The 21,995-nt window shown below is 66.3% G+C and carries 13 protein-coding genes; 6 read left to right on the top strand and 7 right to left on the bottom strand.

Annotated features, from left to right (window positions below):
• The first annotated feature begins 207 nt into the window (after positions 1 to 207).
• Positions 208 to 846, top strand: a complete 639-nt coding sequence (locus ACOYYX_RS36715; protein ID WP_422927613.1) for a sigma-70 family RNA polymerase sigma factor — start codon at positions 208 to 210, stop codon at positions 844 to 846.
• The gene (locus ACOYYX_RS36710) at positions 843 to 3,368 is read left to right on the top strand and encodes a protein kinase domain-containing protein (RefSeq protein WP_422927612.1); all 2,526 of its coding nucleotides are present in this window, start codon (positions 843 to 845) and stop codon (positions 3,366 to 3,368) included. The genes ACOYYX_RS36715 and ACOYYX_RS36710 overlap by 4 nt, the downstream gene beginning before the upstream one ends.
• Positions 3,369 to 3,435: 67 nt before the next feature.
• Here the strand turns inward: ACOYYX_RS36710 and galK are convergent, their stop codons facing one another.
• The 3 genes from galK to ACOYYX_RS36695 form a co-directional block, all read right to left on the bottom strand.
• Positions 3,436 to 4,653, bottom strand: a complete 1,218-nt coding sequence (gene galK, locus ACOYYX_RS36705) for a galactokinase (RefSeq protein ID WP_422927611.1) — start codon at positions 4,651 to 4,653, stop codon at positions 3,436 to 3,438.
• Between the two features lie 176 nt (positions 4,654 to 4,829).
• Positions 4,830 to 5,969, bottom strand: a complete 1,140-nt coding sequence (metK, locus tag ACOYYX_RS36700) for a methionine adenosyltransferase (protein ID WP_422931712.1) — start codon at positions 5,967 to 5,969, stop codon at positions 4,830 to 4,832.
• 246 nt (positions 5,970 to 6,215) lie between these two features.
• Positions 6,216 to 10,865: a CusA/CzcA family heavy metal efflux RND transporter gene (locus tag ACOYYX_RS36695; protein ID WP_422927610.1), complete on the bottom strand. Its 4,650-nt coding sequence runs from the start codon at positions 10,863 to 10,865 to the stop codon at positions 6,216 to 6,218.
• Positions 10,866 to 11,652: 787 nt separating this feature from the next.
• On the opposite strand from ACOYYX_RS36695, the gene ACOYYX_RS36690 reads away from it, so the two are divergent.
• Together ACOYYX_RS36690 and ACOYYX_RS36685 are read left to right on the top strand one after the other, a co-directional pair.
• Positions 11,653 to 12,372 (top strand): MBL fold metallo-hydrolase, encoded by a 720-nt coding sequence (locus tag ACOYYX_RS36690; RefSeq protein WP_422927609.1) that lies wholly within the window; start codon positions 11,653 to 11,655, stop codon positions 12,370 to 12,372.
• A gap of 170 nt (positions 12,373 to 12,542) precedes the next feature.
• Entirely contained in the window at positions 12,543 to 13,013 is a 471-nt protein-coding gene (locus ACOYYX_RS36685; RefSeq protein WP_422927608.1) for a DUF6985 domain-containing protein, read from the top strand.
• A 79-nt stretch (positions 13,014 to 13,092) separates the two neighbouring features.
• Here the strand turns inward: ACOYYX_RS36685 and ACOYYX_RS36680 are convergent, their stop codons facing one another.
• From ACOYYX_RS36680 to ACOYYX_RS36670, 3 genes are all read right to left on the bottom strand, one after another.
• On the bottom strand, positions 13,093 to 13,572 hold the full coding sequence (locus ACOYYX_RS36680) for a hypothetical protein (protein WP_422927607.1): 480 nt from the start codon (positions 13,570 to 13,572) through the stop codon (positions 13,093 to 13,095).
• 64 nt (positions 13,573 to 13,636) lie between these two features.
• The gene (locus tag ACOYYX_RS36675) at positions 13,637 to 14,590 is read right to left on the bottom strand and encodes a DUF1559 domain-containing protein (protein WP_422927606.1); all 954 of its coding nucleotides are present in this window, start codon (positions 14,588 to 14,590) and stop codon (positions 13,637 to 13,639) included.
• Positions 14,591 to 14,856: 266 nt separating this feature from the next.
• Positions 14,857 to 15,681, bottom strand: coding sequence for a hypothetical protein (locus ACOYYX_RS36670; protein WP_422927605.1), 825 nt, complete (start codon positions 15,679 to 15,681; stop codon positions 14,857 to 14,859).
• 95 nt (positions 15,682 to 15,776) lie between these two features.
• Between ACOYYX_RS36670 and ACOYYX_RS36665 the strand changes: the two genes are divergently transcribed.
• Together ACOYYX_RS36665 and ACOYYX_RS36660 are read left to right on the top strand one after the other, a co-directional pair.
• On the top strand, positions 15,777 to 18,605 hold the full coding sequence (locus ACOYYX_RS36665; protein ID WP_422927604.1) for a tetratricopeptide repeat protein: 2,829 nt from the start codon (positions 15,777 to 15,779) through the stop codon (positions 18,603 to 18,605).
• 151 nt (positions 18,606 to 18,756) lie between these two features.
• Positions 18,757 to 19,968, top strand: a complete 1,212-nt coding sequence (locus ACOYYX_RS36660; protein ID WP_422927603.1) for a HEAT repeat domain-containing protein — start codon at positions 18,757 to 18,759, stop codon at positions 19,966 to 19,968.
• 16 nt (positions 19,969 to 19,984) lie between these two features.
• On the opposite strand, the gene ACOYYX_RS36655 is transcribed toward ACOYYX_RS36660, so the two are convergent.
• On the bottom strand, positions 19,985 to 21,400 hold the full coding sequence (locus tag ACOYYX_RS36655; protein ID WP_422927602.1) for a DUF1501 domain-containing protein: 1,416 nt from the start codon (positions 21,398 to 21,400) through the stop codon (positions 19,985 to 19,987).
• Positions 21,401 to 21,995 lie beyond the last annotated feature (595 nt).

Raw genomic sequence — 21,995 nt, 5'->3', positions numbered from 1 at the left:
AGGTATGAGCTTCGATGCGAAAGCCTTCGGGTGGCGTCCGGCCACGTCCTTTCTCGACTGAGATGGTACCCGAAGTGTCGGACATTTCTGCGAAAAGCCGTAATGGCGGAGGCCCTTCAGGGCCCGGGCGCCCTCGTCGAGCGCCTCATTCAAGACGGAGCGTCTCCGCCGCCTCGCGACGGCCATCTAACCGGGCGTGGAGTCCCAATGAGCGACGAGGGCGATGACATCCAGCCTTTGATCGATCGTCTCCGAGGGGGGGATCAGGAGGCGCTCGGGCCGCTCTTCTCGCTGTATCGCGACCGCCTCTGCAAGATGGTCGAGTTCCGGCTCGACGCCAGGCTCCGGGGCCGGGTCGCGGCGTCGGACGTTCTGCAGGAAGCGTACATCGACGCCTTCAAGCGTCTGCAGCACTTCCAGGGCGACCCGGACGTGCCCTTCTTCATCTGGCTCCGGACGGTGACGTTCCAGCGCCTGATCGACGTCCATCGCCAGCACCTCGAGGCCCAGGCTCGGAACGCGGCCAGGGAGGTCGCCATCAATGCAGGGGCCTCCTTCGGGGCCAGCACCGAACGTATGGCCGAGCTGATGGGGGATCTGACCTCGCCGAGCCAGGCCGTCCAGCGCGGCGAGATCATTGCACGGTTGAGAGAGGTCCTGGATCGGCTCGACCCGGTCGATCGCGAGGTCCTCGCTCTGCGGCACTTCGAGGAGCTGAGCAATCGCGAGGTCGCCGCGCTGCTCGGCATCCAGACCTCGGCGGCGAGCAAGCGTTACGTCCGCGCCATCGAACGGCTCAAGGACGCCCTCGAGCAATCGCCCGGCTTCGACAAGGGGGCCTCATGAACGCCTCGAACCCTTCGACAAACGGCAAGGACGAGCCGCAGCGACGCCAGGATGAGACGATCGACCTGCACCAGTCGGGGCCCGCCGTCTCGGAGGAGAGCGGATCGGACCCCTTCGACCGGCTGGCCGAGGAATTCGCCGAGCGCTGCCGGAAGGGGGAGACCCCCTCCGTCGCCGAGTACGCCGCTCGCTTCCCCGAGTACGCCGACAAGGTCCGCAAGCTGCTCCCGACCGTGGCGATGATGGAGCAGTTGAAGCGCCGGATGCTGCAGACCCGGGGCAAGGAGGCGGAACGTCCCCTGCCCGAGCGCCTGGGTGACTTCCGCGTCCTCCGCGAGCTGGGCCGGGGCGGGATGGGGGTCGTCTATGAGGCGGTGCAGGAGTCGCTCGGTCGGCACGTCGCGCTCAAGGTCGTGCATGCCGTCCATCTCGACGCCAGGCGGCTCCAGCGGTTCCAGCGCGAGGCGCAGGCGGTCGCCCAGCTCCACCACACCAACATCGTGCCGATCTTCGGCGTGGGCGACCACGAAGGCCTGCCCTATTACGCGATGCAGTACATCCAGGGCAACGGCCTCGACGCTCTGCTCGAGACCTGGCGCGAGGCCGGCTCGTTCCGGGGCGAGGATCGGGCCAGGGTCGCCGCCCACATCGGCCGGCAGACGGCCGAGGCCCTCCAGTACGCCCACGACCAGGGGATCCTCCACCGCGACATCAAGCCGGCGAACCTCCTGATCGACGGCAGCCAGACCGTCTGGCTGACCGACTTCGGCCTGGCCAAGGTCGTCGGCCACGACGACCTGACGGCCTCCGGCGACGTGATCGGGACCTTGCGCTACCTCGCCCCCGAGGCCCTCCACGGCGAGACGACCTCGAGGAGCGATATCTATAGCCTCGGCCTGACCCTCTACGAGCTGCTCACTCTCAAGCCTCCCTTCGGCGAGGTGAGCCCGAGCGAGCTGCTGCATCAGGTCAGCCAGGGGGAGCCGGCCCGCCCGAGGCGCATCGACCCCTCGATCCCGCGCGACCTCGAGACGATCATCCTCAAGGCGACCGCCCGCGACCCCTCGCACCGCTACGCGACGGCCGGGGCGCTCGCCGACGACCTGCGACTCTTCCTCGAAGATCGCCCGATCCGGGCCCAGCGAGCGACGTTCGTGAACCGCCTCTATCGCTGGAGCCGACGCAACCGGGCCCTGGCCGCATTGGCGGCGACGGCCGCGGGCTCGCTCTTTCTGGCCGCGATCATCGGCTGGGTCAGCTACGCGATCACCATGAAGGCCCTCCAGGGGGAGTCGAACCGCCGCCACGAGGCCGAGCAGGAGCGGCAGCGGGCCAACGAGAACGTCGCCCTCTCGCTCGAGGTCTTCGGCGAGCTCTTCGACCGGCTCGCGCCCGAGGAGAACTTCCTGGCCCCGCCGGCCGGCCTCACGGGGCATCGCCCGTCTTCGGCTCGAGGCCCGGGCCGCGAGGGGCTCGGTCGTCGCTTCGCATTCGGCCCGGGACCCGGCCCCGGCTTCGACGACGGCCCGCCCCCCGATGGTCCCGGGCATGGCCCGCCTCCCGGAGAAGGCCCCGACGGCGGGCCCCCGTTCGGCGAACCCGGCCATCGGCCCGGGATGCCGCCCGATGGCGACGATGACCCGTTCCGGGGGAGGCCGCCGGGCGCAGGCCCCAGGTCGCGCATGGCGAGCCTGTCGAACGACACCGAGTTGCTCCAGACCGTCCTCGACTTCTTCGATCGCTTCGCCCAGAAGAACGAGACCGACCCGAAGCTCCAGGGCGAAGCGGCCTGGGCCTTCTTCAAGGTCGGGCTCATCAACGAGAGGCTGGGGCACGAGGCCGAGGCTGCGAAGGCGCTCGACCGCTCGGTCTCGATCTTCGAGGGGCTCGTCAAGCGTTTCCCCACGGCCCCCGAGTATCGCGCCAAGCTCGTGGAGATCGCCAACATGGCCGATGCCTGGTCGGTCGCCCCGGCGACGCTCCCGGCCCTCGAGAAGCGGCTCCATCGCGCCCAAGGGCTCGTCGATCAACTCGTCGAGGAGGAGCCGGAGAACACGAGGCTCGGGATCAACCAGTTGCAGGTTTACGCCAAGTACGGCATCGTCCAGCAGCGCCTGGGCCGGAAGCTCGAGGCGGAGAAGGCCTATCGTCAGGCGCTCTCCCTGGGAGACGCCCTCGTCGAGCGGGCGTCGCGGAAGGACCGCCCTCGGATCGACCGGGCGGACGTCTGCGGCGTCCTGGCCCGGCTCGAGATCGAGGAGAATCGCCGCGAGCAGGCCCGCGAACACCTGGAGGCCGCCGCCGCCGGGCTCCGGTCCGTCGAGTCGAACATGGCCAAGGCCCCCCCGATGGCCGATCGCTACGAGTCGCTCGCCGAGAGCTTCAGGCTGATCGGCGACGAGGCGCATGCCAAGCAGATGACCGACATCGCCGAGCAGATCCACGCGAATCCGGGCCGCCCGCCGCTCGGATCTCCCGACCGGGAGCGTCGCCCTTCCAGGCCGCCCGACGGGCCGGCCTGAGAGAGAGACGCTTCTGTTGGTGATTTGTTATGAGAATTTGCAGATGTATATTGGCGTGAGCCGTAGATCAGGCTTCGAGGTGATGCCCGGAGGCCCCGTCGCTGGCGTGGCAGATGTGGATCTCCGGGACGGTCTCGGTGCGATTGGCGTACTCGCGGCGGACGGCCTCGGCGAAGTTGTCCGCCTCGGCGGAGGCCACGAGGTTCACCGTGCAGCCGGCCCAGCCCGCCCCCGAGAGCTTGCCGCCGAGGAATCCGGGGGCCGACTCGGCCGACTCGATGAGGGCATTCAGGGCCGGCGAGCTGTTCTCGAAGTCGTCGCGGCTCGAGGCGTGCGAGGCCGACATCAGACGACCGAATGCTGCGAGCTCGCCCCGCTTGAGGAACTCGGCCCCCCGGCGGACCCGCTCGTTCTCGGTCAGGACGTGCCGGGCTCTCAGGCGAGGCTTCGCGTCGAGGCGGTCCCAGTGCGACTCCAGGTCATCCAGCGAGACGTCGCGGAGCCAGCGGACTTCCCCTGCCCCTCGCAGGTTGCGGAAATAGGCGACGACCTGCTCGCACTCGGAGTGTCGCTCGTTGTACATCCCGTCGGCGAGGCGTCGCGAGGTTTTGGAGTCGCAGACCACGATCGCGGGCGCGGGGTCGCCCAAAGGGAGCCGCTCGAAGGCGAGGTTGCGGCAGTCGAGGCTCAGGGCATGCTTCGCCCGGCCGAAGAGGACCGAGAACTGATCGAGCAGGCCGGACTGCACGCCCACGTACTCGTTCTCGCTGCGCTTGAGGACCTTGGCCAGGTCCATCCTCGCGGCGTCGTCGAGGTTCCATGTCTTCCCTTCGCCGGCCAGGCCCGCCGTCAGCAGGAAGAGGGCGAGAGAGGCTTGCAGGCTGGCCGAGCTGGACAGGCCCGCGCCGAGGGGCACGTCCCCCGCGATGGCCGCCTCGAAGCCGCCGGAGAAGCGGCCGAGGGACTCCTGCAAGGCCCAGGCGACCCCCTTGACGTAGCGGCTCCACGAGCCCGGCTCGCCCATGTTGTCGGCGAGCGTGGCGAGGTCGAAGCGATCGGCCTGCGCGAAATTCAAGGACCAGGCGTGGCCTTCCTGTCCCTCGACGGGGCGCCCGGCGACGACGGTGAGCCGGTCGATCGCCGCGGCCAGGACGAGGCCGCCGTTGTAGTCGGTGTGGTTGCCGAGCAGTTCCACGCGGGAGGGAGCACTGGCCAGGAAGCTCGGTGCCTGGCCGAAGCTCTGGGCAAATGCCGAACTCGCGCTGCGTTCCAGGAGTGAGGTCATGGGGCGGTGGACCGTTCCGGGGAAATGAACGCGATCCGCCTTGCCCCGAGGGGCGAGCCGGATCCACACAGACGGCCTCGAGATTGTCTTGGAAGCGTTGAGAAGGGACGGGCAGTCGTTCAAGCGAGGCCACGCGCCGAGCAGGTCGCCCGGCGCGAGGCTTCGTCGGATCAGGTTCAGGCGACCGCGGAGGCGCTGGCGGCCTGGCGGAGAGCCTCGGCCTTGTCCGTGCGCTCCCAGGTGAACTCCGGCTCCGAACGACCGAAGTGGCCGCCCGAGGCGGTCTTGCGGTAGATGGGGCGGCGGAGGTCCAGGTGCTTGATGATGCCGGAGGGGGTCAGCGAGAAGGTCTCGCGGACGATCTTGGCGATCTCCGTGTCGGGGATCTGCCCGGTCCCTTCGGTGTCGACGTGGATGCTGACCGGCTCGGAGACGCCGATGGCGTAGGCGAGCTGGATCTCGCAGCGGTCGGCCAGGCCCGAGGCCACGATGTTCTTGGCGACGTAGCGGGCCATGTAGGCGGCCGAGCGGTCGACCTTCGTGGGATCCTTGCCGCTGAAGGCACCGCCGCCGTGACGGCCCCGACCACCGTAGGTATCCACGATGATCTTACGACCGGTCACGCCCGAGTCGCCGTGCGGGCCGCCGACCACGAACTTGCCGGTCGGGTTGATGTGCAGCTTGAGCTTGTCGTCGACGAGGGCGGCCGGCAGCACCGGCAGGATCACCTCGTTCTTGAGCCGCTCGACGATCTCGGCCTGAGTGACCTCGGGCGAGTGCTGCGTCGAGAGGACCACGGTGTCGATCCGGACGGGGGTGGTCCCGTTGTACTCGACGGTGACCTGGCTCTTCGAGTCCGGGCGCAGCCAGGGGATCGTCCCGTCCTGGCGCAACTCGGTGATCCGGTTGATGATCCGGTGCGACAGGGCGATCGGCAGCGGCATCAGCTCGGGGGTCTCGTTGCAGGCGTACCCGAACATCATGCCCTGGTCGCCGGCACCGATGTCCTTGCCCTTGGCCGAGTCCTCGTCGACTCCTTGGGCGATGTCGGGCGACTGCTTGCCCAGAGCCACCATCACCGCGCAGGTCGTCGCGTCGAAGCCCATGTCGCTCGACGTGTAGCCGATATCGCGGACGACCTGTCGGACGACCGTCGGGTAGTCGATCAGAGCCTTCGTCGTGATCTCGCCGGCCAGGCAGACCAGCCCCGTCGTGAGCAAGCTTTCACAGGCGACGCGAGCGTAAGGATCCTGGGCCAGGATCGCGTCCAGGATCCCGTCCGAGATCTGATCGGCCATCTTGTCGGGATGGCCCATCGAGACGGATTCGCTCGTGAATAAATAGCGGTCTTTTAGCGCCACGGCAGAAAATCTCCTCACAGGCGGGGTATCACGATGGCTTCCTGACCAATCGACTTGGGAATGCGGCCTCCGGTCCCCCTGTTGAATGTGGCGCGAGTATAACAGGAGCCTGGCTCTGAATGTAAGGGAAAACACCCATCACGATCGTCAATATCGACACGACCGATGCGCGGTCGCCGGCGCCGGGCCGTTTGCCGCAACTCAGGATGGGCCGCCGGTCTCGGCGATGACCCGGTCCTCGTACGCTTGTTCGAGGATGAGGCTACCGTTGGTGACGACCTCCTCGCCCGGCTGGAGCCCCTGGTGGTCCTTGGACGGCTCGTCGACGATGACGGTGTCGCTGTTCTCGTGCTCGACGATGATGACCCGGCGTTCGAAGTCGCCCTCGGTGCCGGGCTTCTTGATGAAGACGCAGTTCTCGCCGTCGAGCGTCACCATGGCGATCCTGGGGATGACGGTCTGCCCGGCGACGGGAGGGAGGTCGAGGATCACGCGGACGAACATGCCCGACTTGAGCCGGCCGTGCGTGTTCTGGATGGTCGTGCGGAGCTGGGCCGAGCGCGTGTCGGGGTCGATCGCCCGGTCGATGTGCTCGACCTTGCCGGGATACGTCTCGTTGGCATACGGGAAGATCACGCGGAGGGTCTGGTTCACGTCCGCGTGGTCGGCGTCGATCTCGTTGACGTAACCCCGGACCCAGAGGTGGTCGAGCGGGGCGAGGACCATCAGGTCGTCCTGGGTGCTGTAGAAATTGCCCCGGACGACCGAGCGCTTGATGACGATCCCGGAGCCCTGGGCCCGGAGGATCATCTTGGCCTTCTGGGTGCCGTCCTCGCTCTTGGCTCGCTCGATCTCCTGCTCGTTGAGGCCGAAGACGAGTAGCTTGTCCTTGGCGAGCTTCATGGCCAGGCGGCTCTGGGCCTCGTTGTGCTCGATCTCGATCATCTCCTTGCGGGGGAGCGACCCCTCCTTCGTCAGGGGGAGCTTGTAGTCGAGCACCTTCTTGTCGTGCATCCACTGGTTGCTCGCCGTCTCGTAGGCGCTCTTGGCCTCGGCCAGCGTGTTGCTGAAGAGCTCGATGAGCGGATCACCGATCTTGACCGAGTCGCCCAGGTCGACGATCACACGCTCGACCCTGCTGTCGAACTGGGTGCGGACGAGCGTGAGGGTCGCCGGGTCGTAGTCGGTCATGCCGACGAGCTTGAGCGGCGTGGGCTTGGTCTGCTCCTCGACCTTGACCGTCTTGACCCCGATCGCCTTGCGCTGGGCCTCGTTGAGCGAGACCGTCCCGTCCCATTCTCCCCTGGGGACGAAGCGGGGGGGCTTCTTGACCGGGCTGGCGTGGGCCGGCTGCCCGAAGGGGGACAGCCGCTCCAGGGTCCTGGACGAAGTTATCTTGGTCCATGCCCTGGCGGCGCGGTTGCGGGTCCGGGGGCTGACCAGGGCGACCGCCCCCATGCCCGAGATGAGCAACAGGAAGAGAAACAATTTCCAGTTCATGCCGCGAGGCCCCCGAGGATTCTGCGAGCCGGGAGACCGGCCGTTCGGATTCGGATCGGTTGAAGGCTCGGCGTGGTCGCGATGGTTCGCGGGTGCCGCCGGGTTCAGGAACATATCCGTGTAGTGAGAGCCGGCGATCAAGTCGGAGTGCCCCTGGCCGCTCCCCCGAGGCGCGGGGAAGAACGTGTAGAGCACCGGCATCACGTAGCGGGTCAACAACAGGGTGATGAGCATGGCCCCCACCACGACGATCGCCAGGGGGCGCTGGGCCTGCGAGCCGATGGAGGTCGCGATGGCGGCCGGGAAGAGCCCGAGGGCCGCCGTGAGCGACGTCATCACCACCGGGCGCACGCGCAGCTCGGCCCCGCGCAGGACCGCCTCGCGGACCGGCAGGCCCTCGGCGCGGAGCTGGTTGAAGTACGAGATGAGCAGCACGCCGTCCTGCACCGCCACGCCGAAGACCGAGATGAAGCCCACCGCGGCCGAGATGCTGAACGGCGTCCCGGTCAGCCAGAGGGCCCAGATGCCCCCCATCGCGGCCTCGACCACGTTCACCATGACCAGGAGCGCGTCCTTGATCGAGTTGAACGCCGTGTAGAGCAGGATCATGATGAGCGCGATCGACACCGGCACGATCCAGGCGAGCCGCTCATTCGCCTCCTGCATCTGCTGGAACTCGCCCGACCACTCGATCTCGTACCCCTTGGGGAGCTGCGCCCCCGTCTTCGGGTCGTTGATCTTGCGCTGGGCCTCGACGATGGTCGAGGAGAGGTCGCGGTCGCGCACCCCGAACTTGATCGGGATGAATCGACGGTTGTTCTCGCGATAGATGTAAGTGGCCCCCGTCCGGTGCGGGACGATCTCGGCGAGCTGGCTCAGCGGGATTCTCGCGGCGGGCTTGTCGCCGCCCCCGGGGGTCTCGACGGGGATCTTGCCGATCATCTCGGGGTCGTCGCGGAGGGAGCGCGGGAGCCTGAGGACGATGTCGTAGAGCTTCTCCCCCTCGACCATCTGGGTGAACGCGTGCCCGCCGACGGCGACCTGCACGACCGACTCGACGTCGGCCACGTTGATGCCGTATCGCGCGCACTCCTGCCGGTTGATGCGGATCTCGAGGTTCGGCTGCCCGAGGATGTGGAAGAGCCCCGCGTTCTCGACACCCCGCACGGTCGAGAGGATCCGCACCACGCGCTGGCCGGCCTCCTCGAGCGTCTTGAGGTCGCCGCCGAAGAGCTTGACCGAGTTCGCGCCCTTGACGCCCGAGAGGGCCTCCTCGACGTTGTCGCGGATCAACTGCGAGAAGTTGAAGTCGAGGCCGGGGAAGTCCTTGAACTTCTCGGTCAACTCGTCCTGGATCTCCTCGCGGGTGATCTTGCGCGACCAGAGCTCGTAGCCGGCCAGCTTCATGGGCCTGGCCCGCCATTGGTCCATCGGGATCAGCGGCGCGTTGAATTCGAGGTTGAAGTAGCTGATGACGTCGGTGCCGTCGTCGGGCCGGCCGACGTGCGACATGACCCCCCGTATCTCGGGGACCGACGCGATGACCTCGCGGAGCCTCGGGGCCATCCGCGCGGCCTCTTCCCTCGTCACCGTCCTGGGCAACAGGGCCCGGATCCAGAGGTTCCCCTCCTCGAGCTCGGGCATGAATTCCGCCCCGAGCTGCGGGATCAGGGCCAGGGTCGCCAGGGAGAAGACCGCCATGCCGACGAGCAGGATGTAGCGATGGTTGAGGATCCGGGTGAGGGCCTTGAGATAGCGGTACTTCATCACGCGGTCCACCAGCGTCTCGTGCTCTTCCTTCTTGCTCTGGAAGAAGAACGAGCAGAGGACGGGGGTCAGCGTGACGGCCAGGAGCAAGGCCCCGAAGATCGCGAAGGCGTACGTGCTCGCCATCGGCCCGAACAGGGCGCCTTCGGGCCCCGACATCGAGAAGAGCGGGATGAACGCGCAGATGATGATCAGGGTCGAGAAGAAGAGGGCCTTCTCGATCTCGTGCGAGGCGTCGATGATCCGGTCGATCAGGGACCGCGTCGAGTCGCCGCCGGACGAGGTCAGGTGCCGGTGGATGTTCTCGACGATGATGACCGAGCTATCCACGATGATCCCGAAGTCCACCGCGCCGATCGAGAGCAGGTTGGCCGACTTCCCCTGGTAGTAGAGCACCGTCACCGAGAACAGCAAGGCCAGCGGGATGATCATCGCCACGATCCCGGCGCTGATCAGGTCGCCGAGGAAGACGAAGAGCACCACGACCACCAGGCCCATCCCCACCACCAGGTTGTGGAGCACGTTGTGGGTCGTCACGTGCACCAGGTCGGTCCGCTGGTTGAAGACGGAGAGCTTCATCCCCCTGGGGAGCAGCCCCGAGGCCTGGATCGCCTTCATCTTGCGGGCGACGGCCTCGGCGGTCGGCAAGCTCTTCTCATACTTGCGCATCAGGACGATGCCCTCGACCACGTCGTTCTCGTCGCCTCGGCCGACGACCCCGAGGCGGGGGCGATTCCCGACGATCACCTTGGCGAGGTGCCGGATCATGATCGGCGAGTAGTTGTTCGACGCCACGACGACGTCCTTGAGGTCCTCGAGCTTCTCGATCTCGATCGCGTAGGCCTGGTCGGCGTTCGCCGGCTCGAGCGAGTCGACCGCCTCGCCGAGGTACCCGAGGGCCCGGACGTTATGCGCCTGCGTGCCGAGGGAGAGGACGTCGCCGCCGACGTTGGCGTTCGACTGAGCGATGGCGTCCTCGATCCGCCTCAGGCTCACGCCGTAACGCTTCATGAGTTGGGTGTCGAGCAGCACCTGATACTGCTTGATCGTCCCGCCGTAGCCGGTGACGTCGATCACGCCCGGGACCTGCTTCAAGGCCCGGTTCACCACCCAGTCTTGCACCGCCTTGAGCTGGTTGACCGTGTAGCCGGGGCCTTCCAGTACGTATCGGACGATCTCGCCGGTCGGGCTCCAGGGGGAGAGCTGGGGGATGACCCCAGGCGGCAGGTTGCCCACCGCGCCGATGCGGTTGATGACCTCCTGGCGGGCCTTGGCGTAGTCGGTCCCGTAGGCGAACTGGCACTTGATGTCGTTGAGCCCGGCGATCGAGGTGCTCCGCAGGTCCTCGAGCCCCGGCATGCCGTTGAGGGCCGTCTCGAGCGGGATGCCGATGAGCCGCTCCATCTCCTCGGGGCTCGCCCCGGGGTTCTGCGTGATGACCTCGACCAGCGGGGGCGTCGGATCCGGGTACGCCTCGACGTTCAGGTCGAGCGCCGAGTGGACACCGAGCGCGATGAGCGCAATCGTCCCGAGCAGCACGAGGAAGCGGTTGTGCAGGCTCCACGTAATGATGGCGCGGACCATGAGGGAATCGGCTCCGCAAGTCTTGTACAGGGACAACCGGCCCGAGACGAACCCCGCTCGACCCCGAGCCCGCCGCATCGAGACGAGCACGGCGGCCTCGCATCAGGATTTTCGGGGATCAATGGGTAAAGCAAGTTTCAGGCCGGATAATATAATTTCCTGAAAATGGATCGGCCTCTGCACTCATGGAGGACACCGACCCCGGTGCCCTTCCCCCCCCCCGCCATTTCCGGCTCGAACTCATCAGCTTGGGGGATCGCGCGAAACTCGTCCGCGAGCGAATATCCCCCAGCTTAACTTACGCCACGCCCGAAGTTAGGTTCACTCAAAAAAAGTGTCGAGCCGGGTCTTCCGGGACTGAGGTCGCGACGGAGCCCGGGGGAACGGGCCCTCGTGCTCGTCGTCGGCTCAACGGATTCGTCGTGGATCGAGATCGATGGGGGGGACGCATCGCGCCGAAAGGGGGGGAGTCGGATGTCGGCCTCCGAAAAGTTCCGAATTGGATTCGGATCGTTCGCGGAAAGTCGTCATCGTCATAATCCAGGCGCCAAGCAACGTTACGCTACTCCAACCCCCGCGCCCAATGCAATCCCAACGGCCGATCCGGCCACCGAGCGACGTCCGCTTCCTTGCCGGGGGGCATCCTCGCTGCAAGAATGCCCGTGCATTGGACTCGGAGGCCGCGCCGATTCGAGGGGTGGAAGGCTACTTCCTCGAGGAGTGGACGATCGGCCGGGCCGTATGGGGGTTGGGTTCGAGAAACTTGGGCTCGATCGAGGCACGCAGCATGGGCGCGAAGCAAGTGGTTCCCGGGCTTTGGGAAGTGAAGATCGACTTCGTCAACGCCTTCCTGCTCGACACGGGCGAGGGCCTGGCCCTGATCGACACGGGCATCCCCGGCAGCGCCCCGAAGATCGTCGAGGCGCTCGATTCCCTGGGCAAGACCCCGGCCGACATCCGCCACATCCTGGTCACGCACTGCCACAGCGACCACTCCGGCAGCCTGGCCGAACTCAAGCGCCTGACGGGAGCCCCTGCCGCCATGCACCCGGTCGACGCGGCCTTCATCCGCGAGGGGAAGACGATCCGCCCCCTGACGCCGGCTCCGGGGATCCTCAACGCCCTCATCTGCCGGTTCCTCATCCCCAAGGCCCCAACGGAGGTCGAGCCCGCCGAGATCGAGCATGAGGTCCGGGACGGCGCGACCCTCCCCGGCGGGATCCAGGCGATCCACGTCCCCGGCCATTGTGCGGGGCAACTCGCGTTTCTCTGGCCCGAGCATGGCGGCGTGCTGATCGCCGCCGACGCCGCGGCCAACGCCTTCGGCCTGGCCCTCAGCCCCTTGTATGAGGACCTGGAGAAAGGGAAACGGAGCCTGGCCAAGCTCTCGGCCCTCGATTTCGAGGTGGCCTGCTTCGGCCACGGCAAGCCGATCCTCGCCGGGGCCTCCAAGCAGTTCGGGCGGAAATGGCCAGCGATCCGGGAGTCGAGCCGGCAACCGGGCTGAACTCTGAATCGGGAATTCCGAGTTATTGTTACGAGAAGGCGATAGGTATCATCGGCGCAAGATCACTGCTCGATATTGATCATAATTTTTTATCGTGTTCGTGCAAGATTTTACTATGAGGCAGCGGAATGAGGATCCACGCGATTGGAGACCTTCGGCCCGACCCAGACGTGTCGGAATGGCTCGTATCGGCTCCGATTGAGATACCATACTTCGACGGTTTGCCGCTCACGATAACCTTGGATGGCCTTAACGATTCCGACGCGGAAGAGGTGAATGCCGCGATTGAATCGTTCCTCCGCCTTGGCCCCAAGGATCGGCTGGCCGCTAGTCCCTATGTCTATAAGAACTATTTGCACATCGCCGAGATCTCTGATGAAGAAGATCTCGACTGTCGGATCGACTCGGATGCCGAGGTCTGGAAGTACGTCGAACCTTCGGAGGTCTTTGTCTCTCGAAGATCCAGGCGAGACCGGGCCATCTACGTTCAAGTCACTGCGAGATGTGACTGGGAGCCAGAGCATGGTTTACAAATTGTCTATCGGCGAGGTTCTGAACTATCACGCGTGAGCGACCAAGACGGCCATTTGACTTACAACGACGCCTTTGACCTTCCAGAGGAACAGGACAGGATCGCTTAACCTCTGACGGCAGTCGAACGTCCCCCGTCCCTTCCGGCCACGGGGCGAGGGGCCGGAGGGTGAAGCCGGGTGTCGCTCCTTACTGGCGGGCGCCGGCCTTGGTCGGCGGGGGGAGGAGGTTCCTGGGTTCGATCTCGAGCTTGAACGGCTCGATCTCGTTGTCCCCGGCCTTGACGTGGGCCTTGAACGACGAGCGCTCGGCGTTGGCGAGGCGGCCCTTCAGGCGGTCCAGGGGCATCGGGCCGTTGTCGGTCGGCCAGACGAAGGTGACCGTATATTCCCCCTCGACGGCGCCGTCCTTGTCGGCGTTGGTCGAGAGGGTGTAATGGCCCGCCTGGTCGGTCCTGGCGACGGGGCACATGGCGTTGCCCGGCACCTTGTCTTGGTGATTGAACGTGACAACCATGCCGTCGGCGGCCTTGCCGTTGACGTACACCGTCCCGTGAACGGGGTACTTCGTCAAGCCGTCGTCGGCCCCGCCCGAACAACCCGCGATCGCCAGCGACGCGAGCATCCCGAGGGCCAGGAGCCGGACTCTTGCGAACTTAACGCCGCTCATGTGGCTTGAAAGCTGCTTTTTGCTTGAGATGTGATAGTACGTTTGAGCGATCCCACCCGGCCGATCAATAATCGGTCGCGCTCATGACGTTGCCGTCGTCGCGCGTGACGAGGTTGACCATGACGTTGAGCCCGACGGTCTGCTTGAGGAACCGTACGCTGCCGTCGGCCAGGCCCACGTTGGCTCCGCCGGGGTGGAAGCCATAGACGTTCACGCCGTAGTTGGTGCAATTGACGGTGCAGTTGCCCCCATAGGCGAGCTTCCCGTCGTAGCTGTAGTTCTGCAGCAGCATCCGGTTCAGGGCGCCGAGGTGTCCGTATGCGTCGAGATTCGCGCCGATCTTGACGCCGTTGGCTCCGTATCGATTGGGGCCGCCCGTCAACTCGGCGAAGAGCATGGTGTTGGAGAGGCCGTCCGTCACCTGGGCCGGTGCGCAGCACATGCCGTTGGGGGGCGAGGTGAAGAGGAAGATGCCATTGGTCAGGTTCCCGGCGGGGATGTACGCGCCCGCCACGGCGAAGTAGTCGACGACCCCGGTCTGATAGGCTGTCCCCGCCGTGATCCCGTCCATGTCGGATCCCGCCGTGTACGTCTCGACCAGTTGCGTCGGGGCCGACGGGCAGTGATAGGCCGAGACGCCGGTCTTGCAGACGGTCGTGTTCGGCCCGTCGGCGAAGTGGAAGCTCACGTTCCAGCCGTTGAAGGCGGCCGTCTGCTCGAGGAACGGCAGCAGGCTCACCGACCAGTTCGTGCCGATCTTGTAGGTCTTGAACGGCTTCGGATTCACGTTCTGGCCGATCGGGAACGTGTTGTTGATGTCCACATAATTGTGGACGGCCAGGCCCATCTGCTTCAGGTTGTTGACGCACTGCGCCCGCCTGGCCGCCTCGCGCGCCGCCTGGACGGCCGGCAGCAGCAGGGCAATCAGGACGGCGATGATCGCGATCACGACCAGCAATTCGATCAGGGTAAACCCGGCGCTGCGGCGGCCCCTCAAGGCGCATTGGTTGCGGTTCATCGGGATGTCGCTCGACCTCTCCACGGAGCAGGACGACCGGCCTGGGACCTGGGCCGGTCGATCATGTAGGACGATGCGGGAGGAACGCAAAGTTCCTTCGTCCAGGTAACGACCGGGCGGTGAGGGATGGCCTCGGTCAGAATCGCAGTTTAGCGAGACTGAGATTCAATCTCAACCAATTTTTATTGGGAATTTGCGCAAACTTGCGGAACCCCTGCCCGGCCTCTGCGGAGGGGATCAATACGCTGTTGGATATCCGGGAGTGGTCAGAATGAGGTGCCGCGCTGGGCGTCGCGATCGCGGCGATACCAGCTCCAGAGGAGTCGGTTGACGGCGTATTCCTGGATGGCCTGCGAGCTCGGGAAGAGATACTCCCCGGGCTCGCCGAGCTTGAGGATGGCTCGGGTCGACTCGGGGAGGTATGCCTGATCGGCCCTGGCGCAGAGGTCGGCCAGGAAGATCGGGAAATTCTCGGAGGCCGAGGCGCAGAGGCGTTCGCCGAGATAGGCGTAACTCATCTGGTTCTCGACGATCCGGAAGGCGATCCTCGGGTCGCGTCTGATGATGATCACCTCGGCCACGGGGTCGCGAGGGATGCGGCTGGCGCGGGAGGTCCTGGGGGCCAGCTTCGGCCGTCGCAGGGTGATGGCCTGGAGGCCCATGGTCAGGGTCGACGTCCAGTTGGGGGGGGCCGCGCCGCGGAACTCGTCCTCGGTGGCGATCCTGCCGGCGCAGATCAGCTCGAACCTGTCCCAGGGGACCCAGTGCGTCGGCTCGCCATGCAGCCCCTGGATGCGGAAGCCTTCGGGTAGGCAGGCGGCCGTGTGGATGGTTCGAGGCGGGAGGACGTCGGGGAACTGGTCGACGCGCCAGGCCTCGGCGGCGACGCCGAACTCGTAGAGGCCGTCGAGCAGTTGGCGGGTCTCGGGCTCGGCCAGCGGGCGGGGCCAGACGCCGGGCAGTCGTGCGAGCCATTGCGTGGCGTCGGTCGGGTGCATGCCGAGCACCTTGCAGAAGAGGTCCCGGACCCCTTTGGGATCGTCGAGCGCCTCGAAGATCACCATCCGATATTCCGGGTTGCCGCTGGTCATCGCTCGGCCTCGCTCGAACCGCCGGTCTCGCCTGCACGACGCTGGTTCAATTCGCCAGCCTCCTATGTTAGCGTGGAAGACTACAGGAGGTGGATATGCTCCCCGAGATTCTGCTGGGACTGCTGGTGACGTTGGCCGCCGAGCCGGCCGGGATCAATGACGCACGCCAGCTCTGGAAGAACGGCCGCTACGCCGAGTCGCAAGAGGCCTTCGACGAGGTCCTCAAGGCCGAGAAGGGCCTGGCGCCCGAGGCGAAAGCCAGGGCCGTCCTGGGCAAGGCCGATGCGCTGCTGAGCCAGGGAGAGACCGACAAGGCCGTCGAGGCCCTCGTCGGGCTCCAGGCCTCGCAGGCCGAGAACCCGGACCTCGCCGCCAAGCTCGCCGAGATCCGGTTCGGCGTCGGCGACTGGGACAGGGCCCGCGCCTCGGCCGAGCAGGCCCTCAAGGCCAGCCCCGACCACCTTGCCGCGCGCTGGGTGATGGCCAAACTCCAGGAAGCCAAAGGGGAGCAGGATCAGGCCGTCGCTTCCTGGAAATGGTTCGTCGACCGCTATAACGACCAGCAGGCTGAGATCGGCAAGAACGCCGAGTCCCTCCTGATCGTGGGGCAGGCCTCCGAGCGCTACTACCGGGCGATGGCCCGGGGCGAGGAGCTGAGCGAGTCGCTCAACGACGTCATCAGCCAGATCTACGAGGGGGCCCTCCAGGCGGATCCCCACTGCTGGCAGGCCCCCTGGCTCGAGGGGAAGCTCTTCCTCTCGGGCTATAGCGAGGGCTCGGCCGTGAAGGAGCTGATGCGGGCCCTCCAGATCAACCCGAGGGCCGCCGAGGTCCTCGTGACGCTCGGCCAGGCGGATCTCCAAGGGTACAAGCTGGCCAACGGCCGGACCAAGGCCGAACGGGCCCTGGAGATCAACCCGCGATACGCCCCGGCCCACGTCCTGATGGCCGACCTGAACATCTCCGACGAGCGCTTCACGGATGCCCTGGCCTCGTCGCGCAAGGCCGTGGGAGAGAACCCTCGCGACGAGGACGGCCTGGCCCGGCTCGCGGCCTCCTGCCGACTGCTCGTCGACCCGCTGGGGGCCTCCGCCGCCGAGGCCTTCGCCCTGGCGAATAACCCGAAGCCGGCGACCTTCTACGCGGCCCTCGGCGAGCGATTGGCCGATCGCCGCAAGTATCACTCGGCCGAGCGGGCCTTCCTCCTCGCCTGCGCGGCCGACCCCAAGCGGGCCGACGCCCCGATCGGCCTGGGGATGCTCTACATGCAGATCGGCCGCGAGACCGAGGCCCGGCAGCTCTTCGCCGACGCCTTCTCGGCCGACCCGTTCAACGTCCGCGCCGATAACATGATGAAAGTGCTCAAGCACATGGATTCGTACAAGCCCATCGAGACCGAGCACTACAGCGTGCTCGTCGACCCGGCGCAGGACAAGCTCCTGGGCAAGTACATGGCGCGGTACCTCGAGTCGATCCACGGCGAGCTGACCTCCCGGTTCGGCTACTCTCCCCCGGCGATCACGAAGATCGAGATCCTCAAGAACCACCAGTGGTTCAGCGGCAGGACGGTCGCCCTCCCCTTCATCCCGACCGTCGGCGCCTGCACGGGCAAGGTCGTCGCGCTGGCGAGCCCCCGGTCCACCAACAAGCCGTTCAACTGGGCGAGGGTGCTGAAGCACGAGGTCGTCCACGTCATCACGCTCCAGCAGACCGAATTCAACATCCCGCACTGGTACACCGAGGCCCTCGCCGTCGAGAGCGAGGGGTCGCCCCGGCCCCAGGAGTGGAACAAGATGCTGCTCGAGCGGGTCCCCAAGCGGACGAACCTGCTCAACCTCGACACGATCAACCTCGGCTTCATCCGCCCGAAGGAGGCGGAGGACCGCCAGATGGCCTATTGCCAGGCCCAACTCTACGCCCGTTACATGCTCAAGCGGTTCGGCTCCGACGCGCTCATCAAGATGCTCGACGCCTACCGCCGGGGATTAACCACCGACCGCGCCCTCGACTCCTGCTTCCACGTCGAGAAGGCCGACTTCGAGGCCGGCTACCTGACCTACCTCGATGAGGTTATCAAGACGATCCGGACCCGCGTCAACGAAGAGAAGCCGGTGAAGTTCTCGCAGCTCGAGCGCATGCTCAAGCAGTCCCCCGAGGACCCGGACCTCAACGCGAAAATGGCCTACGAGCACTTCGCCCGCCGCGATTATCGCGAAGCCCGTCCCCTGGCCGACAAGGCCCTCAAGCTCAAGCCGCACCACCCACTGGCCAGCTACGTGAAGGCCCAGATCCTGTACAAGGTCCTGGGCGACGAGGCCGCGGCCCTGGAACTGCTCGAGCCGGCGTTCGACCCCGACAAGCCGAACGAGCGCGTCGTCGACCTCCTGGCCGAGCTCCAGATGAAGGCCGGCAAGCTCGATGAGGCCGAGCGGCTCTACGAACTCGCCCGCAAGGACGACCCCGCGCATAGCAAGTGGGTCGCGGGCCTGGCCCGGGTCCACCTCCGCAAGAAGAACACCGCCAAGTTCCTCGAGGACCTGGCGATGCTCGCCGACAACGACGCCGACGACCTCGACGTCCGCAAGGCCCTGGCCGAGCGACATCTCGCCGCCAAGCAGCCGGAGAAGGCGGAGAAATGGGCGATGGAATGCCTCTACGTCAACTGCTACGACCCCGCCAACCACGCCTTCCTCGCCGACGCCCTCGCCGGCCAGAAGAAGTACGCCGGGGCCATCGAGGAGTACGAGACGGCCCTCGAGCTGAAGGCCAAGAAGCCCAACGACCTCAAGGTCAAGCTCGCACGCGCCCAGTTCGAGAACAAGGACGCGGCCACCGCCAAGGCGACCCTCGACGCCATCCTCAAGGAAGACCCCGACCACCCCGAGGCCAAGGAGCTCCGCAAGGAGATCGAGTCGGCGGGTTGAACCTCGAATCCCTCGCGACGCCCCAACGACTCGCCCAGACATCGCCCTCAGGCTATTGTCTGAGGAGTGCCTTGCTTTGCATGTCCGAATTCGATGATACTTGAGTTGAATCGAGAGGCATTCAAGCGAGCGAGCGAAACGGGGGCCGAGCATGTCCCAGCCGCGACAGCGCGTCTTTGGTCCGCTCTTCTATTCGACCTTGTTCCTGGCCGTCGTCGTCCTGGTGGTGTCGGGGGCCGTGAGCATCCGGCCCTGGGTGTTGCAGCAGGGTCAGCGGGACAACTTCCTGGTCGATTTGCAGGGGCCGGACCCAGCCCGGCGCGAGGTCGCTGCGCAGGGGCTATCGAGTCAGGGTGAGGATATCGCCCGGCCGGTCTTCGTGAAGTTGACGAGCGATCCTCGTGTCGAGCTTAGAGCGCTGGCGTATCGGCACCTGGGCGTGATGATCCAGAAGCCAGGGTTGATCGTGCCCATGCTCCTCTCCGCGGCCATGGACCCCGAGGTATTGATCAGGGTCGAGGCGACCCGAGGGCTCGGGATCATGGCCCCCATCCTCAACCCGACCGACCCGTTGGTGCTGGCCCAGAGCGGGCTCGATCCGAGCGTGAGAGTGAAGTCCCTCTCCGTCTTGAATCAAAGGCTCGCGGACCCGGAAAGCATGGTCCGGGCCGAAGCCGTGGTCGCCCTCGGCCAGTATGGGGGGAGCCCGGAATTCCTCGAGAAACTCAACGCCTTGCTGGACGACAAGGACCGCAGGGTGCGCATGCTTGCGGCCAGGACCCTGATGTCGGTCCTGAGGGACCCCGAAGAGCCGCGTGCGATAGGGACCCTGCTGACCCTCCTGAGCGATCCCGAGCCAATCGGAGATCGCAATGAGGTCCTCCACACCCTGATGGGCTCGAGCGACGCCGTCCAGAACCAGGCGGCCGTCGCACTGGCCAGGTTGTTTGGCGAGGTCGAGGATGCCGTCCGTCCGGATATCTTGGAGTGCCTGGTCACGATGGGCCCTCGGGCGAGCGTCGCCTTGCCGCTCTTCGAAAAGAGCTGGGCCAAGGAAGAAGACCCGACGATCCGGGCCCAGGTGGGACAGATGATCGCGCGGCTTGATGGTTCCCTCAAGCCGCGGTCGATCGAGATCCTCTCGACGCTGGTCACAGACCCCCTGTTCCCTGAAGCCGCGCGCCTCGAGGCGATGGAAGTCCTCAATCCGGCCGGCCCGGCGGTCCTCGCCAAACTCAGCTCGAGGCTCGTCGAGCAACTGGCCCATCCCAGTTCCGAGGTCCGTCGGGTCGCCGCGGCCTTGCTCCAGACCGTCGTCGCGCAGGTCCCCGCCGAACTCCCGGACCCGAAGCCGCAGAAGTGAAACGCCGGCCGGGTCGTCAGGACTCGAAGAGCTCGTTGATGGGTTGGCCCCGGGTGATTGGCAAGGGGCGGCCCAGGCGGTCGTTGACCTCGACGGACCAGTCGAGCCCGAGGGCGTCGTAGATCGTGGCGACGAGGTCTTCGGGGGCGGTGGGACGCTCGGCAGGCTGGGCGGCGAAGCGGTCGGATTCGCCGATGACGGCGCCGCCGGTCACGCCGCCCCCCGCGAGCAGGACCGAGTAGCAGTGCGGCCAGTGGTCGCGGCCGGTCTGGTCGGTGCCGTTCTCGCCGGTCGTCTGCCCCATCTTGGGCGTGCGGCCGAACTCGCCGAGGCTCGCGACGAGGGTCGAGTCGAGCAGGCCGCGGTCGTCCAGGTCTTCCAGCAAGGCCGAGAGGCACTGGTCGAACCGGGGGAGGAGCCGGTCACGCTGCTTGGGGATGCTGTCGGTGTGCGTGTCCCAGTAGCTATCGGGGACGTTGAGGGCCCCTCCCCAGTAGACCGTCACGAAGCGGACCCCCGACTCGATGAGGCGTCGGGCCAGCAGGAGCGACTGCCCCTGCGTGTGCCGGCCATAGCGGTCGCGGACCGAGGCGGGTTCCCGGCCGATGTCGAACGCCTGGCGCGCCTCGACCGAGGTCACGAGCTGGAAGGCCCGCTTATAGTGCTCATTGAGCCGATCCATCTCCTGGGCGTCGCGGATCTTGGGGAACTGCTCCTGGACAACGTCGAGGAGCCGCTGCCGCCCTTCGAGCCGTTGCGGCGTGACATCGACCGGCAAGGAGAGCTCGTCGATGCCGAAATTCGGCTCATTGGGGTCGAGCGTGACGCAGAAGGGGTCGTACGATGCGCCCAAAAATCCGCCCGTCTGTCCGGGCATCGGGATGCCGATGTCGCCCACGAGCGGGCCGGAGAGCTGGACGAACGGCGGGATCAGGTCGAGCCCTCGCTTGTGCTTGGCCGTCATCGCTCCCGGGTTCGGGTGGTCGTCGGGCGAGCGGCGGAGGTCGAACTGGTCGCGATCCGGGGGCTGGCCGCAGAGCGAGTAATAACCGGCCGGGTTGTGGGTCGCGAACTTGTGCGTCATCGAACGGATGAGCGCGTACTTGTCCGCCATGCGCGCGAGCCTGGGCAGGTGCTCGCAGATCTGCGTCCCCGGGACATTCGTGGCGATCGGCTTGAAGACCCCGCGCACCTGTTCGGGGGCGCGGGGCTTCATGTCGAACGTCTCGAGCTGGCTCTGCCCCCCCTGGAGGTAGAAGAGGATGCAGCTCTTGGCCTTCGACCGGGGCGGTCGGTCGGCCTCGAGCAGGCTTTCCGCGCGGAGCAGGCCTGGCAGGCCGAGCCCCATCGTGCCGAGCGACCCGATGCGCAGGAAGTCCCTGCGCGTGACGCCGTCGCAAAGACGTGACGAGCCCCTGGTCAGGCTGATCATGTCGGCTCCTTCTTCTTTGTCGCCTCGGGAGAAAGCAGGGTCGAGGACGGATCTGGAAGTCCGTCGGGTCGATCCCCGTGACCGATGGCGCTTCTGCGATTCGATCGAGATCGGGAGAGGTGATCGATCGATCGCCCGCGGTTGCTGGCCTTGTCCTCGGTTCAGAGCAAATTCCGGGCCTCAGACCATCCCTTGAATCCTCGGGAGAGGTCGCGCCCACGTTTCGCGGATGATCGGACCGGGCTCAGAGAGTGAGAGTCCGGGACCGTCCGTAAGTCGAAAATCCTGCAGCCACGCCGTCGTACGTCCTGAGAAAGACGAGAACGCTCGGAAATTGCCCCGGGGCGTGGCGAGCGAAGCATTCGATCCCGCCCCGAACCCGGGACGAGAGTCGTTTGGAAATCTTTGCAAATGAGAGAGTCTTGCGACCGGCCTGAGAAGCCTCATGCTCTCAGCGTGCCGGTCGCGATAATTTGGCTCGCTCGGCTCGAACGCCGTCGACGCCAGGATCCTACCCAAAAAGGCTGGCCGAGTGAAGGGTAGATGTCCGATGCCCTTCGTTTTGGCCGTCGGGTTTCGACATCGGTCGAGCGGC

Source organism: Singulisphaera chitinilytica (genome assembly GCF_049331405.1).
Lineage (GTDB): Bacteria > Planctomycetota > Planctomycetia > Isosphaerales > Isosphaeraceae > PoT.
Note: the sequence above shows the minus strand (reverse complement) of the source record. Positions and strands in the feature narration are given on the sequence as shown.

Coding starts and splice junctions, on each gene's coding strand:
- ACOYYX_RS36710 (WP_422927612.1), top strand. CDS start 843: ATGAACGCCTCGAACCCTTCGACAAACGGCAAGGACGAGCCGCAGCGA.
- metK (WP_422931712.1), bottom strand. CDS start 5,969: ATGGGCCATCCCGACAAGATGGCCGATCAGATCTCGGACGGGATCCTG.
- ACOYYX_RS36695 (WP_422927610.1), bottom strand. CDS start 10,865: ATGGTCCGCGCCATCATTACGTGGAGCCTGCACAACCGCTTCCTCGTG.
- ACOYYX_RS36715 (WP_422927613.1), top strand. CDS start 208: ATGAGCGACGAGGGCGATGACATCCAGCCTTTGATCGATCGTCTCCGA.
- ACOYYX_RS36670 (WP_422927605.1), bottom strand. CDS start 15,681: ATGACCAGCGGCAACCCGGAATATCGGATGGTGATCTTCGAGGCGCTC.
- galK (WP_422927611.1), bottom strand. CDS start 4,653: ATGACCTCACTCCTGGAACGCAGCGCGAGTTCGGCATTTGCCCAGAGC.
- ACOYYX_RS36675 (WP_422927606.1), bottom strand. CDS start 14,590: ATGAACCGCAACCAATGCGCCTTGAGGGGCCGCCGCAGCGCCGGGTTT.
- ACOYYX_RS36665 (WP_422927604.1), top strand. CDS start 15,777: ATGCTCCCCGAGATTCTGCTGGGACTGCTGGTGACGTTGGCCGCCGAG.
- ACOYYX_RS36660 (WP_422927603.1), top strand. CDS start 18,757: ATGTCCCAGCCGCGACAGCGCGTCTTTGGTCCGCTCTTCTATTCGACC.
- ACOYYX_RS36690 (WP_422927609.1), top strand. CDS start 11,653: ATGGGCGCGAAGCAAGTGGTTCCCGGGCTTTGGGAAGTGAAGATCGAC.
- ACOYYX_RS36680 (WP_422927607.1), bottom strand. CDS start 13,572: ATGAGCGGCGTTAAGTTCGCAAGAGTCCGGCTCCTGGCCCTCGGGATG.
- ACOYYX_RS36655 (WP_422927602.1), bottom strand. CDS start 21,400: ATGATCAGCCTGACCAGGGGCTCGTCACGTCTTTGCGACGGCGTCACG.